The 25505-nt window shown below is 57.2% G+C and carries 21 protein-coding genes and 4 pseudogenes; 12 read left to right on the top strand and 13 right to left on the bottom strand.

What is annotated here, in order from left to right:
• Positions 1 to 852 (top strand): TrmB family transcriptional regulator, encoded by an 852-nt coding sequence (locus WDJ57_RS15700; RefSeq protein ID WP_338901804.1) that lies wholly within the window; start codon positions 1 to 3, stop codon positions 850 to 852.
• Between the two features lie 507 nt (positions 853 to 1359).
• The gene (locus tag WDJ57_RS15695) at positions 1360 to 2277 is read left to right on the top strand and encodes a hypothetical protein (protein WP_338901803.1); all 918 of its coding nucleotides are present in this window, start codon (positions 1360 to 1362) and stop codon (positions 2275 to 2277) included.
• Between the two features lie 416 nt (positions 2278 to 2693).
• On the opposite strand, the gene WDJ57_RS15690 is transcribed toward WDJ57_RS15695, so the two are convergent.
• Genes WDJ57_RS15690 through WDJ57_RS15680 form a run of 3 tightly spaced genes read right to left on the bottom strand, consistent with a single transcriptional unit; the run spans position 2694 to position 5136 of the window.
• Complete coding sequence (locus WDJ57_RS15690) at positions 2694 to 3143, bottom strand: acyltransferase (RefSeq protein ID WP_338901802.1); 450 nt, start codon at positions 3141 to 3143, stop codon at positions 2694 to 2696.
• Positions 3140 to 4045: a Gfo/Idh/MocA family protein gene (locus WDJ57_RS15685; protein WP_338901800.1), complete on the bottom strand. Its 906-nt coding sequence runs from the start codon at positions 4043 to 4045 to the stop codon at positions 3140 to 3142. Before WDJ57_RS15685 ends, WDJ57_RS15690 begins: the two co-directional genes overlap by 4 nt.
• The gene (locus tag WDJ57_RS15680) at positions 4042 to 5136 is read right to left on the bottom strand and encodes a DegT/DnrJ/EryC1/StrS family aminotransferase (protein WP_338901799.1); all 1095 of its coding nucleotides are present in this window, start codon (positions 5134 to 5136) and stop codon (positions 4042 to 4044) included. Before WDJ57_RS15680 ends, WDJ57_RS15685 begins: the two co-directional genes overlap by 4 nt.
• Positions 5137 to 5220: 84 nt before the next feature.
• Here WDJ57_RS15680 and WDJ57_RS15675 point away from each other — a divergent pair, with 84 nt between their 5' ends.
• Entirely contained in the window at positions 5221 to 6180 is a 960-nt protein-coding gene (locus tag WDJ57_RS15675) for a glycosyltransferase (protein ID WP_338901797.1), read from the top strand.
• A 1-nt stretch (position 6181) separates the two neighbouring features.
• Here WDJ57_RS15675 and WDJ57_RS15670 read toward each other — a convergent pair whose 3' ends face one another.
• Entirely contained in the window at positions 6182 to 7012 is an 831-nt protein-coding gene (locus tag WDJ57_RS15670; RefSeq protein ID WP_338901796.1) for a hypothetical protein, read from the bottom strand.
• Positions 7013 to 7296: 284 nt separating this feature from the next.
• On the opposite strand from WDJ57_RS15670, the pseudogene WDJ57_RS15665 reads away from it, so the two are divergent.
• Positions 7297 to 8064: pseudogene (locus tag WDJ57_RS15665) on the top strand (transposase); the annotation flags it as partial.
• Between the two features lie 176 nt (positions 8065 to 8240).
• Here the strand turns inward: WDJ57_RS15665 and WDJ57_RS15660 are convergent.
• A complete protein-coding gene (locus WDJ57_RS15660; protein WP_338901794.1) occupies positions 8241 to 9410 on the bottom strand; it encodes an ISH3 family transposase in 1170 nt (389 codons plus the stop codon).
• A 47-nt stretch (positions 9411 to 9457) separates the two neighbouring features.
• Here WDJ57_RS15660 and WDJ57_RS15655 point away from each other — a divergent pair.
• The 4 genes and pseudogenes from WDJ57_RS15655 to WDJ57_RS15640 all read left to right on the top strand — a co-directional run.
• Positions 9458 to 9598: pseudogene (locus tag WDJ57_RS15655) on the top strand (transposase); the annotation flags it as partial.
• A gap of 44 nt (positions 9599 to 9642) precedes the next feature.
• Positions 9643 to 10377: pseudogene (locus WDJ57_RS15650) on the top strand (transposase); the annotation flags it as partial.
• 132 nt (positions 10378 to 10509) lie between these two features.
• A pseudogene (locus WDJ57_RS15645) lies at positions 10510 to 10602 on the top strand (IS5/IS1182 family transposase); the annotation flags it as partial.
• Between the two features lie 219 nt (positions 10603 to 10821).
• Positions 10822 to 12246 (top strand): polysaccharide biosynthesis C-terminal domain-containing protein, encoded by a 1425-nt coding sequence (locus tag WDJ57_RS15640; RefSeq protein ID WP_338901793.1) that lies wholly within the window; start codon positions 10822 to 10824, stop codon positions 12244 to 12246.
• A 117-nt stretch (positions 12247 to 12363) separates the two neighbouring features.
• On the opposite strand, the gene WDJ57_RS15635 is transcribed toward WDJ57_RS15640, so the two are convergent.
• A complete protein-coding gene (locus WDJ57_RS15635; RefSeq protein ID WP_338901791.1) occupies positions 12364 to 13479 on the bottom strand; it encodes a glycosyltransferase in 1116 nt (371 codons plus the stop codon).
• A 55-nt stretch (positions 13480 to 13534) separates the two neighbouring features.
• On the bottom strand, positions 13535 to 15442 hold the full coding sequence (locus WDJ57_RS15630; protein WP_338901790.1) for an AMP-binding protein: 1908 nt from the start codon (positions 15440 to 15442) through the stop codon (positions 13535 to 13537).
• A 697-nt stretch (positions 15443 to 16139) separates the two neighbouring features.
• Between WDJ57_RS15630 and WDJ57_RS15625 the strand changes: the two genes are divergently transcribed.
• The 3 genes from WDJ57_RS15625 (at position 16140) to WDJ57_RS15615 (ending at position 20264) form a co-directional block, all read left to right on the top strand.
• Positions 16140 to 17762 (top strand): sodium:solute symporter family protein, encoded by a 1623-nt coding sequence (locus tag WDJ57_RS15625; RefSeq protein WP_338901789.1) that lies wholly within the window; start codon positions 16140 to 16142, stop codon positions 17760 to 17762.
• A 103-nt stretch (positions 17763 to 17865) separates the two neighbouring features.
• Positions 17866 to 18711 carry a UDP-3-O-(3-hydroxymyristoyl)glucosamine N-acyltransferase gene (locus WDJ57_RS15620; protein ID WP_338901787.1) on the top strand — a complete coding sequence of 282 codons (846 nt, stop codon included), beginning with the start codon at positions 17866 to 17868 and terminating at the stop codon, positions 18709 to 18711.
• Positions 18712 to 18803: 92 nt separating this feature from the next.
• Positions 18804 to 20264, top strand: coding sequence for a sulfatase-like hydrolase/transferase (locus WDJ57_RS15615; RefSeq protein WP_338901786.1), 1461 nt, complete (start codon positions 18804 to 18806; stop codon positions 20262 to 20264).
• Positions 20265 to 20332: 68 nt separating this feature from the next.
• Here WDJ57_RS15615 and WDJ57_RS15610 read toward each other — a convergent pair whose 3' ends face one another.
• Complete coding sequence (locus tag WDJ57_RS15610) at positions 20333 to 21493, bottom strand: NAD-dependent epimerase/dehydratase family protein (protein ID WP_338901785.1); 1161 nt, start codon at positions 21491 to 21493, stop codon at positions 20333 to 20335.
• A gap of 228 nt (positions 21494 to 21721) precedes the next feature.
• Between WDJ57_RS15610 and WDJ57_RS15605 the strand changes: the two genes are divergently transcribed.
• Entirely contained in the window at positions 21722 to 21880 is a 159-nt protein-coding gene (locus WDJ57_RS15605; RefSeq protein ID WP_338901783.1) for a hypothetical protein, read from the top strand.
• 56 nt (positions 21881 to 21936) lie between these two features.
• On the opposite strand, the gene WDJ57_RS15600 is transcribed toward WDJ57_RS15605, so the two are convergent.
• From WDJ57_RS15600 to WDJ57_RS15585, 5 genes are all read right to left on the bottom strand, one after another.
• Complete coding sequence (locus WDJ57_RS15600; RefSeq protein WP_338901782.1) at positions 21937 to 22197, bottom strand: DegT/DnrJ/EryC1/StrS family aminotransferase; 261 nt, start codon at positions 22195 to 22197, stop codon at positions 21937 to 21939.
• A complete protein-coding gene (locus tag WDJ57_RS21645; protein ID WP_417750487.1) occupies positions 22190 to 22456 on the bottom strand; it encodes an aminotransferase class I/II-fold pyridoxal phosphate-dependent enzyme in 267 nt (88 codons plus the stop codon). Before WDJ57_RS21645 ends, WDJ57_RS15600 begins: the two co-directional genes overlap by 8 nt.
• A 142-nt stretch (positions 22457 to 22598) precedes the next feature.
• A complete protein-coding gene (locus WDJ57_RS15595) occupies positions 22599 to 23510 on the bottom strand; it encodes a glycosyltransferase (protein WP_338901781.1) in 912 nt (303 codons plus the stop codon).
• A gap of 123 nt (positions 23511 to 23633) precedes the next feature.
• Positions 23634 to 24338 (bottom strand): hypothetical protein, encoded by a 705-nt coding sequence (locus tag WDJ57_RS15590; protein ID WP_338906308.1) that lies wholly within the window; start codon positions 24336 to 24338, stop codon positions 23634 to 23636.
• Between the two features lie 142 nt (positions 24339 to 24480).
• Positions 24481 to 25467, bottom strand: coding sequence for an SDR family oxidoreductase (locus WDJ57_RS15585; protein WP_338901779.1), 987 nt, complete (start codon positions 25465 to 25467; stop codon positions 24481 to 24483).
• Positions 25468 to 25505: the final 38 nt, after the last annotated feature.

Raw genomic sequence — 25505 nt, 5'->3', positions numbered from 1 at the left:
ATGGAAGACGACCGTGGACTAGAGTTCTTCGAACGGCTCGATCTGACCGAGTACGAACAGACCGCGCTACGTGAGTTGCTGTCACTCGGCCGGACGACGGCGCCCGATCTGGCCGAGGCCACAGGCATCCCGAAGGCACGCATCTACGGCGTACTGGACACTCTGGCCGACGCCGGCTACGTGAAGGTCATCCCAGGAAGACCGAAAATATACCAGCCGAAATCGCCAGCCGAAATCTCTAATAGGGCTGTCGAGAACCGGCGACAGCGCTACGAGCGCCAGCGCCAAGAGATCGAAAATGCCCGCGAGGAGTTCGTCGACACGTTCGAACCGCTCTACCAGCAAGCGAGCGACGAAATCACTCCGACCGAAGAACTATTTTACGTCGTCGACGTGGGTGACCCTTCCGAGACAGAGACGCGAACGCTTTACAGAGTGGCCACAGAGTCCGTCGACGTCATAACAAAGGGCTTCGACTACTTCGACGATGTCGAAGCAGCACTGGCGGATGCTCTGGATGTGGGCGTCTCGGTCCGCGTGCTGTTCATGCACCCCTCGCTCCTCGACGATGATGATCGATCCCGACAGGCGGACATCGTCGAGCGCCTCCAGACCGACTATCCCGAGGTCCGGTTCCGCTTCTCCGAGCAACAACAACCGATCCGCGGAACCATCGGTGACCCGAGCTTGGATTACGATAGCGGGAAGGCCGTCCTCCTTGTCGGGGGACACGATGTTCCCGTTGCAAGGCGTCAAGCCGCAATAACCGAGAACGGGGCGTTTGTGGCGGGACTACAGCAATACGTCGACCTCCTGTGGGACCACCAGAGCGTCGAACCTAACGATATATAGTAGTCAGCTATACCGCGAGCGAGTGTGATGGCGCTCCTCACGGAGGCCGACTGATACCTCGGCTGGTTGATCACACGAAAATTCGCTGCCGGAGTTGAGGAGCGCATGGTCGGTGTTAGACGCCGAGACTTTCGCGGAGGAACCTCAAGTATGGGCCACTGGCACTGGTCACGGTGGACACTCCGATGCTAACTCCTGTTGGTTGAGGCTCCGTTGCTTGGTATTAGTGTCGTAACCAGGTTGAGGTTATCGAGGATGACGACAGTGTAATCGCATTCAAGAGTACCCGGCGAGGTTGGGCCCTATGAACTCCGCGCCCCGGTGACGAGCACGGACATGTGCTTGCAGGTCGGTGTTTAGCCGCTTTAGATTCAACATTCTGAGAGATATTTTATCTAGCCATAACTTGTGTCCCTGGCAGTGAGTCACTCGCCACAACTACTGGAAACCGGTGCATTGATTGGCATTACAGATAGTGTCCGAGTATGATTCAAAAGGAGATTACCAATGACATTTGTTGATTGGCTCACGGACACGAGACGGCGTATCGGCAAGGGGCGCGAGGGCGTTCTTGAAAGTGCCTACGAACTCTATGTAGGCGCTCTCCGTCGATACGGGACGGTAGTAGAAAGGGGACACAATGTCTACGAGAATGACTGGGACACCCTTGTTCTTCTTGATGCTTGTCGGGTTGACGCTCTCGAACACGTCTCTCGAGAGTACTCTTGGATGGACAATGTCGGACAGAGACGCTCAATAGCTGGACGGTCAGACGACTGGATGGAGCGAACCTTCCACGAATCCTACAGTAGCGAAATGAGTCGCACTGTCTATGTGACCGGAAATCCATTTGCCAGTTCTTGCATAGACGATTCGGATTTCCTGGAGGTAGAACACGTTTACCAGGCAGAATGGGACAGGGAGATGGACGCGATGCCGGCACGGCCGGTCACTGACGCGGCCATCAGGGCTGGACGGAGATACGAAGACGAGGACGTTCGCCTCATCGTCCACTACATGCAACCCCACTTCCCATCGATACCAAGTTTGCAAGACGACCAACCGAACGATTCGTTCGGCAGCGGTGGTGTTTGGGACCGCTGGAATGCCATCAGGCAGGGAGATATTCACATCTTCGACGTAATCCAATCATACGTGGATAATCTCCAATACGTGCTTGACGACGTGGAGTTACTCCGAGAGAATCTGAATGCCGAACAGATGATAATCTCGTCTGATCACGGGACAGCACTTGGGGAGTTCGGCGTCTACGGACACAGTGGATTTCCGATGCAGTGTGTTCGCAATGTCCCCTGGGTCGTCACTGAGGCCTTCGACGAGAACACGTACTCCGCCGAGGAAACGTTCGAGAAGACAGAAGAGCCAGACGTGACAGATCAGCTGTCGGCTCTTGGATATAAGTAAGAGTTTTGCGGCCCCTTGCAACGTAGTCGGTAGTATTCGTTATCTGTCAGTCGCACTATCATCTTCGGCGGAACCGAGGGGTTCAAAAGAGACATCGTCAACATCGGCAAGGCGGACGAGATGGCGATAAAACGGACTCGCCGGGAGCGTTCTGCGTGTCGTAGATACGAAGAGCAATCGGATACGAACCACCCCAGAAGAGACACACAGCAGCGCTGTCGGGATATCACGAAAGCAAAAGAGATACTCAGCTGGGTGCCAGGAATCCTATTGCAAACAGGGCTGGAAAATCAAAGAAATACTTCGAGTCGGTGCTGGCCCACGACAGGCAAACACGTAGTCGGGCGTCCACGCCTAGCTGACTATTCATTAGAACGCCAAAGTGGCCGTGTGACAAAAATCCTGCCTGCTTTGTCCTATCTGTCGATGCTCTCCGCCGGGTTCCCCACCACCGTAGCCCCGGCGGGAACGTCGTCAAGGACCACTGCACCTGCCCCAACCGTCGCGTCTTTGCCGATGGTCACTCCCGGTCCGATGACCGCGCCAGCACCGATGGCCGCTCCGTCCTTGACAGTCATCTCCAGTAGTTCCCAGTCACCATTGACGCTGGGATACTTATCGTTTGTGAACGTGACGTTTGGACCGACGAAGACGTCCTTACCGAGCGTGACGCCGGTCGGGATGAAACTAAAGGGGCGAATTGTCGTGCCAGCACCGACGATGACGTCTTCCTCGATGTAGACAAACGCGTCTATCTTGACTCCGTCGCCTAGTTCGCACTCATAGAGGTTTACCTGGTCGTAGATGGTCACGTCATCCGCGGCCTCGACGCCCGACTGGACGGCGTACCGTGGTCCATCCGTCATTCGTCGAGTTCCTCCACGACCGACTGAATCGCGTCGACTGTCCGTGCGCCCACGATTGCGGAGTTGAACGTGTTCTCACCTGTCTCGATGGCGCGGATGAAGTTCTCCACCTCAGCGAGTATTGTGTTGTTCGCCGTGACGTCAACTGCCGACTCTCCGTTGGAATCACGGTGAGTAATAGACTGCTCTACGCACTCGATCACGGACGACCGTCGTGACCCTGCAATCTCAAGCGTGCGCCGCCGAGTCTTGTCGACCCAGCTCACCTCGACGGTGGCGGCGAAGTCACCGTAATCGAGGCCGACCTGTGCTGCCGTTCGCGTGCCGTCCGCGTCCACTGTCGACACACCAGTCACATCCCGGGGCCACTCGCCGGTGACGAAATTAAGGATGTCAAGAGGGTGAGGGAGAAGGTCCCACAGAACGTCGGCTTCGCGGTAGGTGTCGAGTTCGTGGGTCCAGCGAAGGGAGAGATGGTTCAGTTCGCCGAATTGACCCTCCTCATACTCCTGCTTGACTCGTCGCACGACATTCGCGAATCGAAAAATATGCCCCGTCTGAAGGATTCGGCCGCGTTCACTTGCCAGTTCCACCAGGTCGTACGCTGTCCGGGAATCCGTTGTCAGCGGTTTCTCGACCAGTACGTCAACGTCGGCGTTCAGTGCCGTCTCTGCTATGGAAAAGTGTGTGGCGTTTGAAGTGGCCACGTGGAGGGCGTCCACCTCAGACAGCGCCGCCTCTACCGACTCGTGGGCCGCATCAGCACACGACACCGACGCGAGTGCGTCCGGATCCGTGTCGATGGCGATCACTTGGTCGATGTCGTCTCGATCGCGGAGCGTGGCGTACTCGTCGATGACTTTGGAACCCCAGTATCCGAGACCCACGACGCCGACGTTCACGCAAAAAACCCCCGAACGGACTCCACGACGTACTCAACCTCTTGGTCCGTGAGCTGCGGGTGCATAGGGAGGCTGAGTACTTCCTCCGCCCAGCGTTCTGCTTCTGGGAATGCTCCGGGTTCGAACCCACGGTCTCGGTAAGGGGGATGAAGGTGAACAGGCGTACTGTAGTGGATACCCGTCTCGACGCCTGCTGCTTCCAGGTGTGACTGGAGTGCGTCTCGGTCAGCCGTCCGGACGACGTAGAGGTACCACGCAGACTCCCGGTCCTCGCCGGGGTCGGGTGGGAGGACAAGGTCGCCAATCCCGTCGAGGCCGTCGGTGTACGCTGTGGCGACGTCACGGCGCCGCTCGTTCCAGTCGTCAAGGTGACGTAGCTGTCCCTTACCGACTGCCGCGTTCATCGTGTCCATCCTGGCCGTGTAGCCGATTCGTGGATGTTCGTAGTTCCCCTCACCGCGTCCCACGTCACGGAGCGAGCGGACCATATCGGCGACGTTCGGGTCGTCCGTGGTGACCATGCCACCGTCACCGGCCACGGTCATGTTCTTCGAGGGATAAAACGAGAAGGTAGCGACATCCGCTATCGAACCGACGCGTTCACCACGGAGCGTGGCACCGTGGGCCTGACAGGCGTCAGAGAGAACAGGAACATCGCCCGCCACCGAACGAACTGCGTCGATGTCGACGGGATACCCGTACAAGTGGACCGGAAGGATTGCTGCCACGTCGTCGCGCCGGTCAACGACCGTTTCCAGTTGTTCGGTGTCGATTGTGTATGTGTCTAAGTCGACATCGACAAAGACCGGTTCCGCCCCCGTTGCGACGATGGCGTTCGCGGTGGAGATGAACGTCGCCGGCGTCGTCACGACGGCGTCCCCCGGCCCAACACCGAGGGCCTCCAGTGAGAGATGTAGCGCATCCGTGCCGCTGCTCACGGCGACGGCCTCGTCGGTCCCGACGTACTCGGCAAAGGATTCCTCGAATGCCGCGACCGTCTCGCCTCGAAGGAAGAACTCGTTGCGCAAAACGCGCTCAACCTCGCTGACCATCTCGTCAGAGATGGTCGGGAGTGCAAGGGGAATATCCATGTTTGTATGAATTAACCTGTATTGAAATTTGTTTCGTACTGTGGACCGGGACATTGAAATGCCGATGCTGAATACCAGTAGGCGATGATTGGACCGGACCTCGATTTTCCTCAAAAGAAGCAAACGGGAACGGGGCCGCTGGTCTCTGTCGTGCTTGCGACCTACGAACCCGACTTGGACCTCGTCGGGCAGTCGTTACAGAGCGTCGCCAATCAGACCTATGACAACGTGGAACTCGTCATCATAGACAGTTCGGGCGAGGAGTGGCTTCGAACCCTCGCGCGGGACCATGACTGGGTCGAGTACCAGTTTCAAGAGCCTTCCGGCCTCCCGGCCGCCTGGAACGCAGGTATTGAGGCGGCTAGCGGAAAGTACGTTGGATTCCTTGCCGACGATGACTATTACGCACCCGAGAAACTCGAACAACAGGTTGAACGCCTCAAAGAGGGAGTCGACATCGTCTACACGGACGAATACGTCATCGATGAGGACGGCTCGGTGACCTACCTCTCCTCATTGCCCGTCGAAAACCAGGAGTGCCACTATATCGACTTCTTCCGAGTCGGACACGGCATCCCTCACCTCACGGTCGTCGGCCGGACGACATGCTTCGAAGACGTCCCCTTCGACGAGGATCTGGAAGTGAGAGAGGACCCTCACCTCTGGGTCCGGTTGTTCAGGCGGTGTTCGGTCGCGCGAATCAATGACGCCCTTGCCTACAAGCGCCGACGCGACGACTCCACGACCAGCAATCCAGACATGATGTACGAGAATGAGCGCCGGGAGATAGACCTTCTCTGCCAAGAATTCCCCCAACTTCGTGAGTACCGGACCGAGAGAGAGCGGATGGCAAAGTACCGATACGGAAAGCAGTTGTTCCACGCGGGCCGGTTCGGTGAGGCCCGTCGTGTCCTCCTTGACGTGGTCCAACAGGATCCTTCTGATTACCGCGCTATCGCTACGCTAGGCGCGTCCCTGCTCCCGGCGAAGAACAAGGCGGCGTTCCAGCTCCTTGAGCGGTGGCAAGAGCGGCTGACGAATTGAATCAGAGCTTGTAGCCGAGCTTTCGGAGTCGTTCATCGACTGCTTCTTCGTCGGTCTCGACCTTCGCCTCTGGCGATTCGGCCACGATGTCCTTACGCTCACCCGTCTCGTGGACGAACCACGGGATCTTGACAAGTTCTTCTACATATAGCTTTCCGTGGTGAGAGTAGTCCTTGATGGGGAGCGGGAAACAGCGCTCGCCGAGCAATTCACCGTGGTCCGCAGAGATGATGGTCTTTCCCTGAAAAGTATCCAGAAGCCTCGCAACTTCATCGAGGACTGCCTCAAGTGTCTCCAAGTACGCTTGACGTATTACCTCATCCGGTATCGACACCTCACGGCGCTGGATGTCGCCGAGGAGTCCGTCGGTCTGCAGGTTGAACCCTCCGCGGTCCTCGGTCGCCGTCTTGCCGAGATACGGGTAGTGGGGGTGCATGTAGTGGATGATGAGACGCTTGTTTGGGTACTTCGCTGTCGCCTCAAGAGCTGCGTCAGTAATTGGCGTTGGGTCGATTCCGTCGTGCTGTACATTTCGTTCAGCATGGAGTTCGGCATTGATGTCATCACGAAGTTTGAAATACCAGCCGTTCCCGGTCACATAGACGGTGTCATGGTGTATGGCATTGGTGAAGTTCCCTCTCATAAACTCAGGCGAGGTGGCACCACGTGAGATACGACTCTCAAGACGGCCCTCAAGATCCACAGTCTCTGCAAACGCGTCGTACCGGCAGGCGTCGAGTAAAATCAAGTTGTCCCAATCCTCGTCGAAGATATCGACACCGCTCTTATTGTAGTCTACTTTCCGGAAGCGACTGTGGTAGAGGATATTCACCTCCCGGAGTAAAAAAATGGGATGATGAATAGCCTTCCGTAGGTCAGAAAGGGTATACATTATTATCGTCCAAGTCGAGTCTAATAAAGAATGCTTCGTATTCGGACGTGACACTTACCCCATCACGTACCCGAGATCCTGCAGTTGGTCTCGTATGATATCTGGAAACCGCCATCCTTGGCGAGATCAAACGGTTGCCGTGCTCTGCCATCCACGCGTCCAGTTTCTGTTCTATGAGCGTGTCATAAAAAGCCTCCCTTGGGAGGCCGGAGGGCTTGGAAACTGTGTCCAGCAGTACCAACGCCTCGCAAGACGTCGCTTCGGTAGACGACTTCTTGAATGCGGCGGCTACGGAGACAGTACCGCTGTTCGAACATCTTGAGTTCGAGTTTCTGATGGAATATGACGTGTTCGCCACCGCTTCGAGGGGGCGAACACGAGTGCACCAGCCACCGGATCTCTTTCGTGGCTTTCTGCAATACTACTACGAGGATGTCTACGGCACACGTCCGGTCACGCGAGAACTCCAGCACAGCCTCGTCTGGTACTACTGCGGACTCGACAAACCGCCACCCAGAGACACGGTTGACCGCTTTCTCACCGACCTCGAACACGTCATTGACGATGTCTTCGACAGGCTCGACTCCACGTACTCAATCGATTCGACCCACGTCGAAGCGATCCAGTACAACAACGCTGCCTCCTGGAACTACGACCCAACCGCTGAGGAGTACTACTACGGCTTCGGTTGTACGATCGTTTCGACCGGTTCAAAGATCCCGATCGCGGTGGAGTTCACACAAGCCAAACAAGCGGATCAGGAGACGGCGATGCGCGTCACGGGTGACGCGCTCGCCGTCGGCACACCGATCTGGATGCTTGGAGACAGCACCTACGACATCCTCGATTGGCACGACCACCTGCTGGCCGCAGGGGTCGTGCCAATCGCTCCGTACAACTCGCGAAACACTGACGACCCCAAAGACATCGAGTACAGGATCGAAGACCGGATCAAGGAACACACCGAGGAGGTGCAGCTGAAACAATCCATCTTCAGTACCTCACAAAGCATCGCCAGTTAACCTGACCTGAGTCACCTGTTCTGTTGGGATGAGTCGTCGATAGCGGTCAAAGAACGCTAATCGACGCCGGAGCTGTCGCTGTCGGCGGCGATCAGCCGCCGACGCGACAGCGTTGCCACTCACGAAGCGGCGTACTCGGTCGGTGATTACCGGTGGAACCGGTCATCAGGTGGTCGGTTCGCGGGGACGCCCCGACGCACTGCGAGGGCCGTCCACGCGGCCCGCCGAACCATATTGACGAACTCCTTGTACGGCCACCACCAGAGGCGACGCCCGCCTCGGCGGGGCGTCGCCACGTATTCGTAGTGGAGATACCGCCACGCATTCTGCAAGAGGAGACTCACCACGACGTACAGCAATCTCACTGTCGCGTCCCGCGTTGTTTTCGTCGCTATCGCTTGCTCAGACAAGCGATAGCTCGACTCGATACCGAAGCGTTTCGAGTAGTGGTATCGAGCGGCGCGTGGGGTCTCGATGAACGGCGCGTCAGCGGCGTAGCCGTGACGCGCCACACCGTTCTCGTCGTACCGTCCGTTCAGGTACGTACAGTCGATGTAGACGGGAAACTCGACGGTCCAGCTGTGACCGTCGAGTTTCCCTGTCAAATCGTGGTTAATGACGCGGCTCCATCCTTCCGAGAGTTCCTGCTGAATCGTCTCACCCCATCTGATGATCGGCATCACGTAAGCGTAGTTGTGCGCTTGAAGCAGCGTGAGACACTTGCTGTCGTAGAATCCGCGATCGAGGTAGACGGCCTTGACCTCGGCGTCAAGGCCATCGAGGACTCCAAGAAACTCGGCGAGGACACTGCTGGCGGTGTCGCCGTCTTCGAGACGGCGCACCGCCAGCGTGTGCCGTTTGTTCTTCACACGCGCGTAGAGTGTCGCATAAGCGTGGAATGCGGTGGTTCCACGCTTGGCCTCGGAGTGATAGAGACCGTCCGTGTCGTCTTCATTACCGTAGTAGGGCCGCAGGTGGAGGTCTGCGCAGACCTCCACCTGCTCAGGAAGTAGTTCGATGACATCCCGCCGAAGGAGCGTGTTAGCGACTCGTTCGAGCCGTTCCAGCTCGAACTTCGTCCGCAGATGGTAGAGAATCGTGTTTGCTGCGGGTGAGTTCTCGCTGGAACTACAGAGCGTAGAGATCGAGGTCCCGTCGGCGCACGCGCCGACGAGGACCTCGTATATGTCCTCAGTATCGATTTCAGCATTAGCACCGAGGTCAAGAGAGATTTCCTGGTCGAGAGCGTTGACGAGAAAGTTAAGGAGCTGGTCTTCGTGAATTTCATTGTCTGCTTGCTGCTGTTTGCTAGGCACATTCGCAGCAAGCAGACGTTCTAACTAACCGGCTTTGTGAGGTACTGATCTTGGACGAGACGTACAACAACCGGAAGGGGGTCGAACGAACCAACGACGCGGTCAAGGACTGCGGCCTCGGGCACGTCCGCGCCCGAGGCCACGTCCATGCGCGAACTGCCGTGTTAAATAGCGGTCCAATCGGCTGATATCACGGGTTAGAAGGGTGAAGTCGAGGAATTCGACTCTGACCATGGAGATCGACCTCCTCGACTTCGTTGAGCAGTGTCGGCACCCAGCCAAACAAGCGTTGGGAAAGCACGCGGACGAGCCCGCCAGCGGCGGGTTCGCCCGCTGGAAGCGCGTCGTCCTGCACTGTCTTCGGCTTCAAGACGGCCACAGCTACCGAGAAACGCCGAATCGGCTGAAGTATATGACCGAGATGTGTGACGCACTTGGTATAGATCCTGACGATCTCCCTGACTACAGTACGATCTACAAATCGTTCGACCGGTTGGAAATGTGGGTCTGGCGGGCGTTGCTGCGCGTTTCAGCGCAGCAACACCCGCAGTCTGGCCATGCTGCACTCGACAGCACGTTCTTCGACCGTCGATCAGCTTCGTCGTACTACCGCCAGCGGTCAGGAAGTAACGTTCAAACACTGAAAGTGACGACACTAACTGACAGAGAGTCTCTTGCCGTCCTTGACGTACATATCTCGGCGCGGTGGAAACACGATACGAAGACCGGGCCGCAGGTCGTCCGCCGGAACGCGGACGACCTGCTCTCCGTCGCCGCCGACAAAGCGTTCCACAACTGGATCACGAAATACGAGTTCTACGCACTTGGCGTCGAACCACTCATCTTACAGCGGGGGATCGAGACCGTTGACGCTAGGGCACAACGCACTCATCCGGGCAAAAGGCTACTCTCAGCGCTGGATGGCCGAGACTTCGTATTCGACAACGAAGCGCTCGCTCGGCGAGAGTGGTCTGCGTTAGTTTTGACCCGTACCTGGAGAACAGACAAACACGGCCGGTCAGTTCGCCAGTGTCTCCAACATTGGTCTCTCGAAGTTCCCGTTCAGGATCAGGGGTCAGAAGTTGCACTGGTCGCTCATGCCGTGCGAGCGCTCGGCTGGTATCGGCAGTTCCGTGAAATCGTTCTTATGTTCGCAATCTCGAACATAGAACCGCTTTGTGAACCGCTCTAACCGTGACTCAGCATCTATTCAACACGGCAGCCGAACAGAAGTGTTCCTCGCGTTGTGTCTGCGAATCGTCGTTGCAATTACCAACTTCGAACGAGGAAACGAGCCGGGCTGTGAGAAGATATGAGACGAATTCTATGACACGCTCCAATCAACAAAACAGTCCACCTACGTGAGCAGCCATCAAAAGACAATTATTGGGCCGTTTCTTCGCTAACCGTAATGCGGCTGGCGAAGACATCCGTCGTTTACTTTATCTCCGATGTCGTCACGTCTATCGTCGGCTTCCTCGCCACGGTCTACTTCGCCCGGGTGCTTGGAGCAAGCGTACTTGGTAAGTACTATGTCATCATCGCATTAGTTGCTTGGCTGTCGATACCCACCAATGGGGTCACGACAGCCATCGCAAAGCGGATGAGCGAGGAGATTGAACAGGGAGAGTTCCTCACGGCAGGATTCCTACTCAACGGATTCCTCGCCATAGCCATAACGGTGACAGTGATTACGTTTCGAGGACATCTGAACACGTACATCGGCCTTGAGATTGCCTTATTCGTGCTGCTGGTCTTCCTGGGTAATATCGGATTTCTGTCGATAACAGGGAGTCTCAAAGGACAACACCTCGTCACATACTCCGGCTTGTTGAAGACATTCGACCGAATCGTTCGCGTTACGGCACAGTTGCTGTTTGTGGCCCTTGGATACAGTGTTATAGCACTCGTTAGCGGACACGTCATAGGTCTCGTCCTCGCCGTCGCAGCTGGCTTATTACTCTCCCGAGTCGAATTTGCCTTACCTAGACTATCGCATCTCCAGGGGATTGCCTCGTATGCGAAGTATTCCTGGCTCGGCAACATGAAAGGGAAGACCTTCGCCTGGATGGACACGCTAATCCTGAGTTTGTTCGTGAGTTCCGGCTTAATCGGTATTTATGAAGTGTCATGGCGTCTCGCTTCGGTCCTTATTCTCGTGAGCAACGCTGTCCAGCAAACACTCTTTCCGGAGATGAGTCGTGTCGCTATGGAAGATAACACAGACCGAATGCTAAATCTACTAAACGAAGGCTTGTTCGCGGCTGGTTTGTTTGTTATCCCGGGGTTGATCGGAGCACTCATACTTGGACCGAAAATTCTCCGTATCTACGGTCCTGAGTTCGTAAAGGGTAACGTCGTCCTGATAGTTCTCATCACTGCACGCGGTATTGACGCATATGGAACACAATTCGAGAACCTGATCAATGCATTTGATCGACCTGACCTGATGTTTAAAGTTAACTTCCTGTTCATACTTACCAACGTCACTCTCAACCTAGTTCTCATTAACCTATACGGATGGGTTGGCGCTGCCATTGCAACGGCCGTCTCTTCACTCCTCGTTATTGTATTTGGATACTATTACGTCTCGAAGCTACTTGGCAAACCAGATATTCCAGTTCACGATATCGGAACCGAGATACTAGCTGGCGTAGTGATGGGGGGATTTGTGTGGCTATTGCGAGCGCTTCTTCCCTGGTCGAACATGTACGTAACAGTGGGGCTAGTGTTGACCGGCGCGTTCACATTCATTGTCGTTCTCTTCGCTATCTCGAGGAGGTTTCGAAAAAAAACGGTCGGAGTGCTTCCCGATCACATTGTAAGAGTGGTATGAGAGGAGCCCTGTTTCGCCGGATTTGTAGCACAGGCTTGGACAAAGGGAGTGTAGACATAATTATTGGTTTCAGAACCCATGTGAGCAGAGAATCTGGATTGAAAACACCAACCACAGTCAGACAACCGACGCAAGAATCTCTCGGTACCGCTTGACGGCCGCCTCAAAGTTGAAACCGGTCTCGGCCATTTCGCGGCACCGCTCACTCATCTCGGCGAGCGTTCCGGTCTCCACGGCCTGAGCAACGGTTCCAGCAACCACCGCGGAATCTAGCTCGTCCATTAGGAACCCAGTGTCACTGTCCCGGACCACGTCAGGAATCCCCGATACAGATGTCGCATATACGGGTGTCCCACAGGCAAAGGACTCTAGAATTGCAGTCGGTAACCCCTCCGTCGGCTCCGAAGTGAGCAGAAGTAGTCGCATCTGATTAAGTTCCGCCGGTACCTCGTCGTGGTCCACCCATCCAGTCAGCTCGACCCGTCCTGATTCGAGTTCGTCTGCGAGTTCGCGTTCGACGACCTCCCTGTAGTCGCCATCACCAACAAACCGGAACCCAATCTCTTCGGGGAGCCGTTTCACCACATCCACCAGCGTCGGGATACCCTTCTCAACATCAAGGCGCCCAAGATAGCCAACTGTGAGCGGTCGTGCCTCAAAAGGACCCTCCGGCTGGAAGTGGTCAACATCGACATAGCGGGCACCGTCCGTGTGGAGCTTATGGGCGTACCGGTTGAGACCCAATTCGTCAGCCATCGAAGGCGTGTAGGCGACGATGGCGTCCGCAACTATGTAGCCAGAATGTTCAAGCAACGAGACGAGACCAGCTAGTGCTCGGGCGAGAGGTCTCGGAATCTGTTTCTCCCATGTCAGTCGTAACGACAGGGGAACATCACCTCGAGGTTCGACGATGACGGTTTTGCCCGTAGTCTTAGCTACGAGTATCGGTAAAATGTATGCAGTCGCACCGAAAAACAGGACGACCTGCTCCTCACGGCGGCGAATGGTACTGGCCATAAGTAACTGGTGCCACAGGAACCGATACGCAGTGACAAGGAGTGAGTCGCCCGTCCCACGGGACGTGAGTTCTACTACGTCGTGGTCCTTGCGCACGGGCGCGTCACTGGCGAGATTCGCAGTCAGGAGGACGACAGACGTTGAGGCAGCTAGGATGTCGAGAAGCTGGTGGGCGTGGGTCTTTCCAGACTCACGTCGCGCCGGCTGCGTAACCACGCACAAGTCGGGTAGGTGAATTGAATTGTCACTGAGTGTAGACATCTGTCGGGTATCACTCTGTCTTGGTGTGGTTGTGGCGGATTTGACTCCGGAGTATCTTGTCGCTCTGGTTCGTGGGCATTTCCTCGACGAATCGGACTTCTTGTGGTCGGAATGGCTTGCCGAACTCGTCGCCGACTTGGCCCCGGAGCGCCTCTGTCAGTTCCTCAGACTCCTTTACGTCGTCGCGGAGAATGACGTACGCAACAATGGCCTCGCCCGTAATCTCGTCGGGAATACCAACGACCGCTGCCTCGTTGATGCCGGGATGATGGAGAAGTGCCTCTTCGACCTCACCAGGGCCAACCTTCCGACCGGCAACGTTGATGGCCTCGTCGGCGCGCCCATAAATATACCAGAACCCCTCATCGTCCCGCTGAGCCCAGTCACCGTGGTCCCAGATGTCTATGTCCGGCCACGTCGACCAGTACTCCTCGAGGTACCGGTCGACCCCCTCCCAAAGCGAGTCCGTCATCGATGGGCATGACGATCGCACGACGAGATGGCCCCGTTCGCCAGTCCCTAAGACGCTCTCCCCTTGTTCGTTCACGATGTCGGCGTCGATTCCTAATCCGGGTTTGCCAACCGTACACGGTTTGAGCGGTTGACCGGGGAGCGGCGAGAGGAAGTGCCCACCCATCTCGGTGCCACCAGACACGTTGATGATGGGGCACTCTCCTTTTCCAACGTTCTCGTAGAACCAGCGCCAAGACTCGCTGTCCCAGGGTTCGCCTGTGGATCCGAGAATTCGTAGCGAGGAGAGGTCGGAGCGCTCCAGCCACTCGTTGCCCTGCTGACGAAGGGCTCGGACGGCAGTCGGACTTGTCCCGAAAACGGTCAATGAGTGGTCCTCAACCAGCTGCCAGCTACGACCGGCATCTGGGTAGTCAGGGGCTCCCTCGTACATGAACATGGTCCCGCCGAGTGCGTGGTTCCCCACAAGTGTCCACGGCCCCATCACCCAACCCATGTCCGTCATCCAGAAGAATCGATCCGAGGGACTGTGGTCGAAGTCAAAGTGAACGTCCTTGGCCGTCTTCACGAGCTGACCAGCGTGCGTCTGTATCGTGCCTTTAGGCCGCCCGGTCGTTCCCGACGAGTAGAGAAGCATCGAGGGATGATTGGCGTCGAGTTCGACGGTAGTGAAACTGCTCGACCGCGTCTCGACAGCAACGGACCACGGCTCCTCTCGACTATCCCGGTCGTACTCAACGCCGAGACGGTCGTATGCAACGACGTGTTTGAGGGAGTCGATGTCCGCTATCGCCTCAGTAACGGTTGAGCCAATCACAATGTCCTGTCCACGTCGCAGGAACCCGTCGGCAGTAAACAGAACAGAACACTCGGCGTCGCGCAGACGGCGAGCCACGGCGCCGCTCCCGAATCCGGAAAAGAGCGGCACGACAACGGCTCCGAGTTTCAATGCGCCGTAAATCACCGCAGCCGTCTCGGGCACCATCGGCATCATTAGGCCGACTGTATCTCCAGATCTCACATCCCATGCTTGCAGCGCGTTCGCGACCCGGTTTGACTGCCGGCGCAGTTCCCGGTATGAAACTTCGCGAGAGGCTCCGTTCTCACCTTCCCAAATAAGGGCGAGATCATCGCCCTTCTGGTCCGCATGACAGTCAACGGTATTGTGAGCGATATTTAATCGGCCACCGACGTACCACTCCGAGAACTGCGGTTCGTCACCATCATCCAGAACTACGTGATAATCCTCATAGAATTCAATATCCAGCCAATCGACGACGACATCCCAGAACCACGCAACGTCCTGCCAGCTCCGTTCCAGTACATCATCAAGATCAGACGCACCGTGTTCCTCAGCGAAAGCCCACGCATTGGTCTCTTCTTTAATGATACCAGATGGGTGGTAGATATCGTCACCTCTACTGGCACAGTTAGTCTCCGGAGGCATCGTAGTCGTTGGTTCACAATTCGGAAGGACGGAAATAACTGTTTCCCTTACCGTGTCTGAACGATGACCTAAAACCACAATACGTCGTCAATGAGGTCTGTTGAGTCCTCAAGATACCGTTGAAGAGACCTGGCAAGACCCATTATATCGCCACCCACATATGTAAATCGATTGATAACCGCTGAGGAGATCGGTCCCTCCAAGTTCAGTGGACGGTGTTACAACGGCTGATTGTCGACGTGAAAGAGTCCTCTGGTCGTAGTCTGGGGACATATAGTTTCCAGATTGTCAGGCGTAACTTAGTGGAGTCGCTATATTTATATTAAGGGCGAGAAAAAAGCCGCTGGCCACATCGGTCGTGAATGTAATTATGGTCATACTTCAATCAGAACGGCTCTTCGACAACCTAAACGAGTTCCTGAGAGGACGTGCTGTTGGACCGGTGCCAGCGTGACATGTTCGGAGCACTCAATCCCAAGACTGTCGAACCGCTCAACAACCATCAGTTCTCTCGGAGGTCGTAACCAATGTACGGAATACTAGCTAGCACAGCGTCACCCCAGTGGTGGGCTGTCGGTTGGATCGTGAGTGTTTTGCTCCTGGTCCTTGGGTACGTCATCGCGATGGCGTACTACGATGGCGGACAGGAAGAGGCACCGCCAGACACGGAATCGAATCAGACAGGGGGGCGGTCCGCATGATGCCATCCTACTCGCTCCCGCTACAGGGCGCTGGTGGCATTGACTTGTCAGGCGGTCTCGTAATATTCGCAGCCTTCCTGTTCGCGGCGTACGTCGCGGTTCTCGTTTACCTCGGATACGACGGCTGGAAGAGCACCGACACCCTCCGCGATTTCATTCTAGGGAGCAAGAAGCTAAACGGGTTCATCGTCGGTCTTTCGTTCGGAGCTACGTACGCGTCGGCGAATATGTTCATGGGCGTCCCTGGCATGGCCTACACGCATGGTACGCCGGCCCTGTGGTGGTCTACCATTGGGTTCGGGATGCCCTTCATCGCTATCGTGTTGTTCGCAAAGCGGTTCTGGCTCATGAGCAGACTCGGCGTCGGAGACATGACGCTACCGGAGTGGATAGCCGAGCGGTATCAGAGCCCGTACCTCCGCGCCGGGGCCGGCGTTCTCTCGCTGTTCCTGGTGTTCTACATCGTCGGTCAGGCCGTCGGTGCGGCGACGATGTTCGGGACGCTGTTCGGCATCCCGTACACGGTCGGTCTCGCAGCGGCACTTGCCATCGTCGCGTTCTACGTGACGATCGGGGGGATGCACACGACCATCCTAACTGATTTCTTCCAGAGCGTGTTGATGATGATCTTCGCTGCCGTCACATTTGTGAGTCTCTGGATGGTATTCGATAACGGGATATTCAGCGTTGTACAGGGTCTGGCTGAAGTCGGAAAGGCAACGACATTTAACAGCACCACCTCGAACTTCATCTTCGACAGTCCATTCGGCGTGCTAGTGATGACGTGGTTCCTCACTGCGTTCATCCTGATGCCACACCTGATGAACCGCGTGCTCGTCCTAGACAATCGCACAGAACTGAAGCGGTTCTGCTTTGGGGCGGGCATCAGCCTGTTCACGATGTCCGTGTTCATGATATGGGCTGGCCTTGCGGGCCGCGTGATGTTTCCGAACCTCGAAAATGCGGACGCCGTAGTGCCAATGTATCTGATGGAAGCGCTGCCGCCAGTCCTGGCCGTGTCCATCATCGTCGGTATCCTCTCGGCCATTCTCACGACCGCTGATAGCCTGCTGCACGCGATGACTTCTATAATCCAACAGGACCTATACAAGGACACGTGGCTCAAGCGCGTCCGCGGCCTAAACGTGGACGCCGATACCGAAGAGGAAGACCGACAGAGAACAGGAGCGAAGGACAAGTATGACCGCCGGGCGACCCGTGTCGGTCAGGTCTCGGCGGTCGGTATTAGCGTCGCCGCGTTCGTCATCGGTCTCGACAGACCGGACAGCCTATTCATGTTGACCCAAATCGGTATCGCCGGCTTCCTTTCCGGAACAACCATCCCGATTATCCTCGGGTACTTCTGGAGGGGGAGTACGAAGCGCGGTGCCGAGGTCGGGTTCACAGTCGGGATGTTGACCTACATCGTGCTGTTTTTCGGCCTCGGAGTCACGTTCAGTCAGTCGAACCAGTTCCTCGCGTTCGCGGTCGCGTCGATCACCAGCCTCGTCTCGATGGGTGGCGTAAGCCTGGTGACAGAGGACAGCGTCGAAGAACAACAGGCCATCGCCTTCGGACGGCGAAACGCCGACACACCGACCGCACACGCTGACGACTAGCGTCATCAATCGATTCCGCTCTGACCGATCCCACCCGGCATCGACATTCGTAGACCGACGCCGGTGACAAAATATTCATAGCTGTCCACAGTGCAGTCTTCTTATGCCAACCTCACTCGAAATCGCGGACCTCATTGACGCCGAACACGACGGCGAGGTAGTCGAGGTGACAGGAGTCGACGATCTCGGGGCGGCCACGGAGTCAGACCTCGCATTCTGTGTCTACGAGGACCCAGAGTACGTTCGATCGTCCGACGCCGGGGCCATCGTCTGTCCGCGCTTGATGGAATCCGCCGAAGGTAGGACTCTTCTACGGGTTGACGACCCAAAACATGGGTTCTGGACTGCCGTGGACGAGTTCTTCAGGCAATGGCCGACGGAGACGGAAATCCACCCGACTGCTGTCGTCAGCGAAGGTGCGAGTATCGGAAACCAGTGCATTATTGGGCCGAACGTGCATATCGGCGAGGCGGTGACCATCGGCGACCGCTGTCGCGTGATGGCGGGGACGACAATAGGCGATACTGGGTTCGGTTGGATACGTGAGGACGACCTCTCGCACACTCGCGTGAAACATTCCGGCAGCGTGTTGATCGAGGATAACGTAGACATTGGATCGAATTGCTCCATCGACCGGGGAATATTCGAGACAAACAGCACGACTATTCGCGAAGGAGCGAAAATCTGCAATCTCGTCCACATCGGTCATCAAGTCGTTGTCGGGGAAAACGTTGAACTCATGCAACTTGTGAACATTTCCGGCAACGTGGATATCGAAGAGGGCGCACGAATCAATCCTGCTGCTGCAATAGCCAACGACACAGTCATCGGAGCAGGCGCGGATATCGGAATGAATGCAACCGTCCTCGACGACGTCAAGCCGCATACCCGCGTCGTCGGGACACCTGCTCGAACCATCCGCGAGGATGTTACGTGGTGGGACGAGTAAGTGTAACGCGCTGGGGCGCTCGCACCGACTAGGTGACCCCCCGCAAGCACTCCCCGAAGCATTGATAACTTGCCTTGGCCAACTTTCTGGATATGGCACGGAATATCGTTTTGATTATTTTGGATTGTGTCCGGAAGGACTTCTTCGATCGCTACGCTCCTAAACTCCAGAAACTCTCTGACGTCTCGTTTGAACAGGCCCGAGCCGCGAGTTCGTGGAGTCCGCCGAGCCATGGCGCCATCTTCTCTGGAGAGCTCCCGTCCGAGGGGGATCTCCACATCAACGAACGTGATTTCTCCGTCCTCAGCGAGCGAGACTCACTGTTTACCGACCTACCGGAACACACCTACCTCGGTGTCAATGCCAACCCCGCTATAGGGGGTGGGTTAGAGACCCTATTCGACCAGTATGCTGAGCCCATTGTTCTCCTCTGGGGAAACCGATTCTATGAGGGCATCGACCTCGGGGAGTTCATCGGTGATGCGGACCGGGAAGACATAGACTACCGGACATACATGTCATTCTTGAAGGCATGCCTCACCCACGAGCGACCGTTCAAAAGTCTGTACAACGGATTCTCGGCGTTTCTAAGTGAGTATTCGCGGGGTAAACCGTTCCCCAAGCCATTCGATGATGGCGCTCGCCCCGTCATCAGGGCATGCAAGAAGCAGATTCAGTCGAGTCAGGAGCCGTTCTTCATGTTCATCAACTTCCTCGACGCTCACCACTACTACCAGCACCATACCGGGCTCGACAGGGATCTTCACGACGTTGAGCATTCTTGGACATCTCAGCTGGATGTTGACCATAGCATTCTGTTCGACCGTTCGACCGAAGGCCGTGAAGAGTACGTCGACAATCGCCGTCAGCTGTATGGCGCGTCGGTCGATTACCTCGACAGAAAGGTATACGAGTTCGTGGAGTACCTCCAGGATAACACCGAGGAGGAGACAACGGTAATCATCACGGCCGATCACGGAGAGAATCTCGGATTTGAGGCTGATGAGAATATAGTCCACCACAAATCCAGCCTCTCAGAGGCGCTATTGCACGTCCCCCTCGTGATTGTCAACCCACCGGACGAAGCCTTCGGGCGCGAGGAAATCAACGACTACGTCTCCCACCTCCAGATCAGAGAACTCGTGCGCGGCCTCGCAGAGGCGGACGTCCCAGACATCACCAGGGAGAGAGTTGCCGCAGAACGGATTGGTACGTGGGACTACGATGCATTCGTAGAGCGTACAAAGAAAAGCGGATTCGATCCGGACACGTTGGACTGGCTGTGGGTGGACCGCGCTATCCGGTGTGTCTACGACGGAGAGAGAAAGTGGGAATGGGACTCACTTGATGAGCAAATTGAGTGGGAGATAGACTTCGAACGGCCATGTTGGCAGCAGAAAGTCGATAGCGGTGTAGAAATCCCAGAGTGGGCATCGGAATTTTTCACTGAGGATATCAATGAGTACAAAGAGCAGTACGTGGACGAGAATGCCGTGGACGAAACAACCGACGACTCGGTCGTCAATCGGCTGAAGACGCTAGGTTACATGTGAAGCGAGCTCGATTTCCGCCGTCGTTCACTCTGAGACAGGTGATGGGATAGCAAGGCAGCTGAGCCGACTCACATATATGGATACTCCGAGTTTCGGAAGTGGTCGGCGTCGTATTCAGTGATTTCCTCTTCGGTCATCCATTCCCGAATCTCCTCAACGCCATCGGGGATATCCCGTCGGGTCTTCCAGCCCAAGATGTGATTGATCTTGTCGAAACTGACCCTGTAGGTGCGCTCGTCCTCCTTGTGTTCGACAAACCGAACCTCGGCCTCTGGCACCTGCTCCTCAACCAGTCGGCCCACCTCCTTGATTTGGTAGTTCAGGTCATTGTCGCCGACGTTGAATATCTCGTGGTCGACATCTTCTTTGGGTGCCTCCAGCACATCGGCGAATGCGCGCGCGGCATCTTCCACGTGAACCAGCGGGCGGTATTGCTCGCCGCCATATACCGGGATGTCGTCCTCAAGGACGGCCTTGGCAGTCAGGATATTGACCACGAGGTCGAATCGCATCCGGCGTGACCACCCGAAGATAGTTCCGAGGCGGAGGATTGTCGGAGTGATATCGTCCGAACCGCCGAACTCGTCATGGGTCTCGTGGAGAATAATCTCTTCCGAGTCAATCTTGGACTCGGCATACAGCGAGAGAGGATTCAGCGACGACCCCTCGTTGAGTTCCATCAGTTCACTCGCGCCGTACACTGAACACGTTGAGGCGAAGACCAGTCGCTCGATGTCGTGGAGTTTGCAGACCTCCACGAGAGCCTTGGTCGCCTCGACGTTCGCGGACTGGGTCGCCTGTTCGTTGACCGAGCACGCAGGGTCGCCCACGATGCCAGCCATGTGGACGACGGCGTCCATCCCTTCCATCGCATATGAGAGGTCATCGATGTGACGGATGTCGCCCTCCCTGACCTCCAGTCGGTCGTGGTCTCGGAACGGTTCCAGAGCCCCGTCGCCGAACAGCATCGAATCCAGCACCCGGACGTCGTGTCCCCGTTCGAGGAGGTACTCGACAATGTAGTTGCCAATGTAACCGGCACCGCCTGTTACGAGTACTCGCATTGAGTAGTAAATCTCCAATTTGGTCGTTAAAGGCTTTCTGTTTGCTGTCCGTTCGCGGCGGTCACGGACCTCGTCGCCGAACGCACGCACTGTCTCGACGACGTATTCGATGTCCTTGTCAGTCAGGTTGGGATGGTTCGGGAGGCCGAAGGTGTCGCCGACCACTGCCTCAACGTTCGGGGGGTGGAGGTCGTACTCGTGGTCGTTGGGGTTGGCGCTCCACGGCCAACCGCTGTTGAAGCCGCGGTGCTCCGTGAAGACGGGGTGGTCGTACAGTGGTTGCGTGTACCGGTGGCGGGTCTCGACGCCGCATTATTTGAGCGCCGCCCATACCTCTCTGCCAGACATGCCTATGGCGTCCGGTCGGACCTGGAGAGGAGTCCAGAAGTAGGCGTGGTCGACATACTCGCAGACGGTCGCGGGCCGGAGCCAGTCGAGGTCGCCCAGTTCGTCGAACAAGCGCTCACTGATCTCTGTTCGTCGCTCGTTGAACTCGTCAAGGCGGTCAACCGGGGGGCACCGATGGCACCCTCCAGTCCGCCCATCCGGTAGTTGTAGCGCAGCGAAACATGATTGTCCCGTCCCTCCATCCCGTGATTGCGGAGGCCCTAGAGCCGTTCGGCCAAGTCGTCCGTGGTAACGACACCAGCCTCGCCGGATGTAATGTTCTTTGTGGTGTAAAAGGAGAAACAACCCACGTCGCCGATACTCCCGACAGCCACCCCACGGTAGCTCGCCCCATGGGCCTGCGCAGCGTCTTCGACGACGTAGAGGCCACGGTCGTCTGTGAGGACCCGAATCGCATCCATCTCAGCGGGGTGGCCGTACAGGTGGACGGCATCACGACGAACGTCTCGCCGGTCACACACCGTTCAAGATCGGTGTGCTCGAGCGGATAGGTGTCGCGATCGATGTCGGCGAATACTGGAACGTCGCCTGGTGGCCGACCGCCGTCGCGGTCAACCCGAAGGTCAGTGCGGGGACGATGACTTCCTGGCCCGGTTCCATGCCGAGGGCGTTCAACGCGAGTTGGATGGCGACGGTGCCGTTCGAGACGGCGACGGCGCGGTCGGAACCGCAGTACTCTGCCCACTTCTGCTCGAATGCTTCGACCTTAGGTCCCTGCAGGAACGGACCGAACTCCAGTACGTCAAAGACATTCTCCCGCTCGGCGTCCCTGGGTTATCGGCTCCGCGACTGTGACGTACCGTTCCAAGTCATCCTCAGTCATGGCCGTCCGTCAGGGTGCCACCTACAAAGTTACCGCGGATCAGCGCCAGCGAACGAGTCCCCAGAGGTATCCAATGGCCGTGGCGGCGGTCAAGGCAACCAGCATGAGGAGTTTGTCGGTGGCGTGCTCGGAGCGACGAGTAAGCGCTCCCCACACTCGATCAGGGAGATAGCGCAGAAAGAGGTTCTTCGTAAACTCCGATTCGTCGTCACTCTCGCCAGGGACGAGGTTTGCCATTGCGCGCTTGGAGTATCCCTGCCAGAACGCTCGCTTGAGGAGCCACTCGCGATCCGTTCGGTAGTCGTAGATTTTGTGTCGGACTCGAGCTTTCGGGGTGAATATGACTCCCTCGCCGTAGTGCTGTCGTAGTCGGGCGCAGAACTCCGTCTCGCGGCCCTGTACTTCAGAGGGATCGATACCACCAATTTTGATGCCACCGAGTTTCATGTAGGCGTCACGCCTGAACGAGAGGTTCGCACCGAATGTGTTCCGGACCTCCTGTTCTGTCTCCGGTGTTCCGCGGTGACTTGCCCCGATGAGGAAGTAAAACTCATCTGGGATGTAGCCGGGATTCGGAGCCACCCATTCGGGTTCAATAGGACCGCCGACCGCAATGGCGTCGCGGCCCTCGTAGACATCGACGAGTCGCTCCACCCAGTCCTCAGCAGGGACTGCATCGTCGTCTGTATTCGCGACTATGTCACCACTGGCGAGAACAACACCCATATTCGTCATCGAAAGCGGACCTGCGTTAGGAGCGACATTGTAGACGACGACATTATTTTGCTCGCCGTAGTCGGACTCAACGCGGTCGGCGACTGTTTCGTTTCCATCGACCACGACCACGACTTCGACGTCATCATAGGTTTGTGCGAGGAGGGCGTCGACGCACTCACAGAAGTCTGGATAGCGCTCTTCGCTGTACGTCGGAACGACGACTGAAACCCGCATGTCCGGGCAGTTCATGCCTATAGAGTATGAACCTTCCGTCTGGCAGAAGGAGACCTGCTCTCGAGCACTCAGCAGACAGCCGAGTTAGGTCCTTGTAGCGGGTTTTTAACGAAGGACGATAGACTACAGGCGAATCGTTTCGAGGTCGGACTCCAGGTCGGCAACGTCATCGTTGTAGGCGCGGACGAACTCGCGGAACCGCGGCGCGTATTCGCGGATGTCGTCGGCAGGTGGCGGCTGGTACTGCGAGAGCAGATAGACGCCGCTGGACCCGCCGACGCGGAGATACGAGACGCCGTCGCGGTCCCACTTGAGTTCCCAGCGTGTGCCCGCGACCCGTGTGGTGAACGTCCCGTAGTCGCCACCCTCGTAGCGCTGGAGTTCGCCGGCGATGCGGTCACAGACCTCACGGATACGATCCAGGACGCGGTCGCGCTCTGCGACGACGGCATCCGTGGATGCGACCTCCGGAAAGTCGGTCGAGACGTCGTCGAGGACACCATCGAGCGAGGTGACGTAGTCGTTGAACCCGGCGACGAAGGCGTCGTAGTCGGCCAGGGCGTTGGCCAGCGGCCCCGGCTCCGGTGGTTGTTTCGTCGAGACGACGTACACCTCGTTGCCGCGGCCGGGGTCGAATCGGAGATAGGAGAGGTCACCAGCCTCGTACTTGACCGTCCACTCGCCGCGGTCGGTCTCGATGGTGGCCTGGCCGTAGTCACCACCTTCCAGGCGGGCGAGCTGGTAGGCAATCTGGCCGGCGTGGTCTGTCACCGCGGCGACCAGTTCGTCACGTCGGTCCGCAACAGCAGTCGCATCAGTCGGGTCGATAGGCGGCCAGTCGGTCACACCTGAGCCAGTCGTCGGACGGCAATAATCAGTGCGGTCTATGATGGGCAGTACCGCCGGAAAGATGAGCGGTCACGGTTGGCCACTCATCTTGACCAGTACATCCCAAAGGAATTCGATTCGGCTACGACGACCGCACGAGCGGCTCGTACCAGTCACGATTCGCGCGATACCACTCGATGAAGGCCTCGACACCCTCACGAATCGTGTACGTCGGTTCGTAGTCCAGTAACTCCGCAGCCTTGGACGTATCCGCGTGCGTGTGTTCCGCGTCGGCGTCGTGACGGTCAGCGAATTCGATGTCGAGTTCGGGCGCCAACTGGTCGCGGACCTCCTCTGCGAGCGTGAGAATCTCGATGTTGTCCGTGCTGCCGACGTTGACCGCCTGCCCGTCGGCGGCGCCCTCATCGAGCAACGTCAGGTTCGCCGTAACAACGTCGTCGATGAACGTGAAATCTCGTGTCTGTTTCCCGTCGCCATAGACGATGGGCGGCTCGCCGTTCAGACACCGGGAGACGAAATTCGAGATAGCCATGTTCGGACGCATCCGCGGCCCGTAGACGGTGAAGTACCGCAGTGCAACGGCCGGCAAGTCGTAGACTTCGCTGTAGGCGCACGCGTACCGTTCGGCAGCCAGTTTCGACGCTCCGTAGGGGCTGACCGGCGTCGTCTTGTGCGACTCACTGTAGGGGAGCGACTCCGGCTTCCCATACACTGACGACGACGATGCCATCACGAACCGTTCGATGCCGTGGTCGCGGGCCGCATCCAGCAGATTCAGCGTCCCGTCGACGTTGACCTCGTCGTACTTCCGCGGGTCCTCGACACTCGGGCGGACGCCCGCCTGGGCGGCCTGGTGATAGACGTAGTCGCTGTCGGTGACCAGTTCCTCGACGAGTTCGGCATCGCGAACGTCGCCTTCGACGAGGCGGTAGCTTCCGTTGCCGTCTTCAGCACGTTCGCGACACACCTCGACGGTGTGTTCCTTGATGCCGACGTCGTAGAACGGGTCGAAGTTGTCCAGTACGACCACGTCGTGGCCCTCGCTGACGAACCGTTCGGCGAGGTGACCGCCGATGAAGCCAGCGCCACCGGTGACGAGTATTCGCATTGTGCTACTCGAAACGGAGAGCAGTGAAAAATCTCCCG

Origin of the sequence: Salinibaculum sp. SYNS191 (assembly GCF_037338445.1) — an archaeon.
In the GTDB taxonomy this organism is placed as follows: Archaea; Halobacteriota; Halobacteria; order Halobacteriales; family Haloarculaceae; genus Salinibaculum; species Salinibaculum marinum.
Note: the sequence above shows the minus strand (reverse complement) of the source record. Positions and strands in the feature narration are given on the sequence as shown.

Coding starts and splice junctions, on each gene's coding strand:
- WDJ57_RS15700 (WP_338901804.1), top strand. CDS start 1: ATGGAAGACGACCGTGGACTAGAGTTCTTCGAACGGCTCGATCTGACC.
- WDJ57_RS15675 (WP_338901797.1), top strand. CDS start 5,221: ATGATTGGACCGGACCTCGATTTTCCTCAAAAGAAGCAAACGGGAACG.
- WDJ57_RS15625 (WP_338901789.1), top strand. CDS start 16,140: ATGATGCCATCCTACTCGCTCCCGCTACAGGGCGCTGGTGGCATTGAC.
- WDJ57_RS15680 (WP_338901799.1), bottom strand. CDS start 5,136: ATGGATATTCCCCTTGCACTCCCGACCATCTCTGACGAGATGGTCAGC.
- WDJ57_RS15585 (WP_338901779.1), bottom strand. CDS start 25,467: ATGCGAATACTCGTCACCGGTGGCGCTGGCTTCATCGGCGGTCACCTC.
- WDJ57_RS15630 (WP_338901790.1), bottom strand. CDS start 15,442: ATGCCTCCGGAGACTAACTGTGCCAGTAGAGGTGACGATATCTACCAC.
- WDJ57_RS15595 (WP_338901781.1), bottom strand. CDS start 23,510: ATGCGGGTTTCAGTCGTCGTTCCGACGTACAGCGAAGAGCGCTATCCA.
- WDJ57_RS15640 (WP_338901793.1), top strand. CDS start 10,822: ATGCGGCTGGCGAAGACATCCGTCGTTTACTTTATCTCCGATGTCGTC.
- WDJ57_RS15690 (WP_338901802.1), bottom strand. CDS start 3,143: ATGACGGATGGACCACGGTACGCCGTCCAGTCGGGCGTCGAGGCCGCG.
- WDJ57_RS15620 (WP_338901787.1), top strand. CDS start 17,866: ATGCCAACCTCACTCGAAATCGCGGACCTCATTGACGCCGAACACGAC.
- WDJ57_RS15695 (WP_338901803.1), top strand. CDS start 1,360: ATGACATTTGTTGATTGGCTCACGGACACGAGACGGCGTATCGGCAAG.
- WDJ57_RS15615 (WP_338901786.1), top strand. CDS start 18,804: ATGGCACGGAATATCGTTTTGATTATTTTGGATTGTGTCCGGAAGGAC.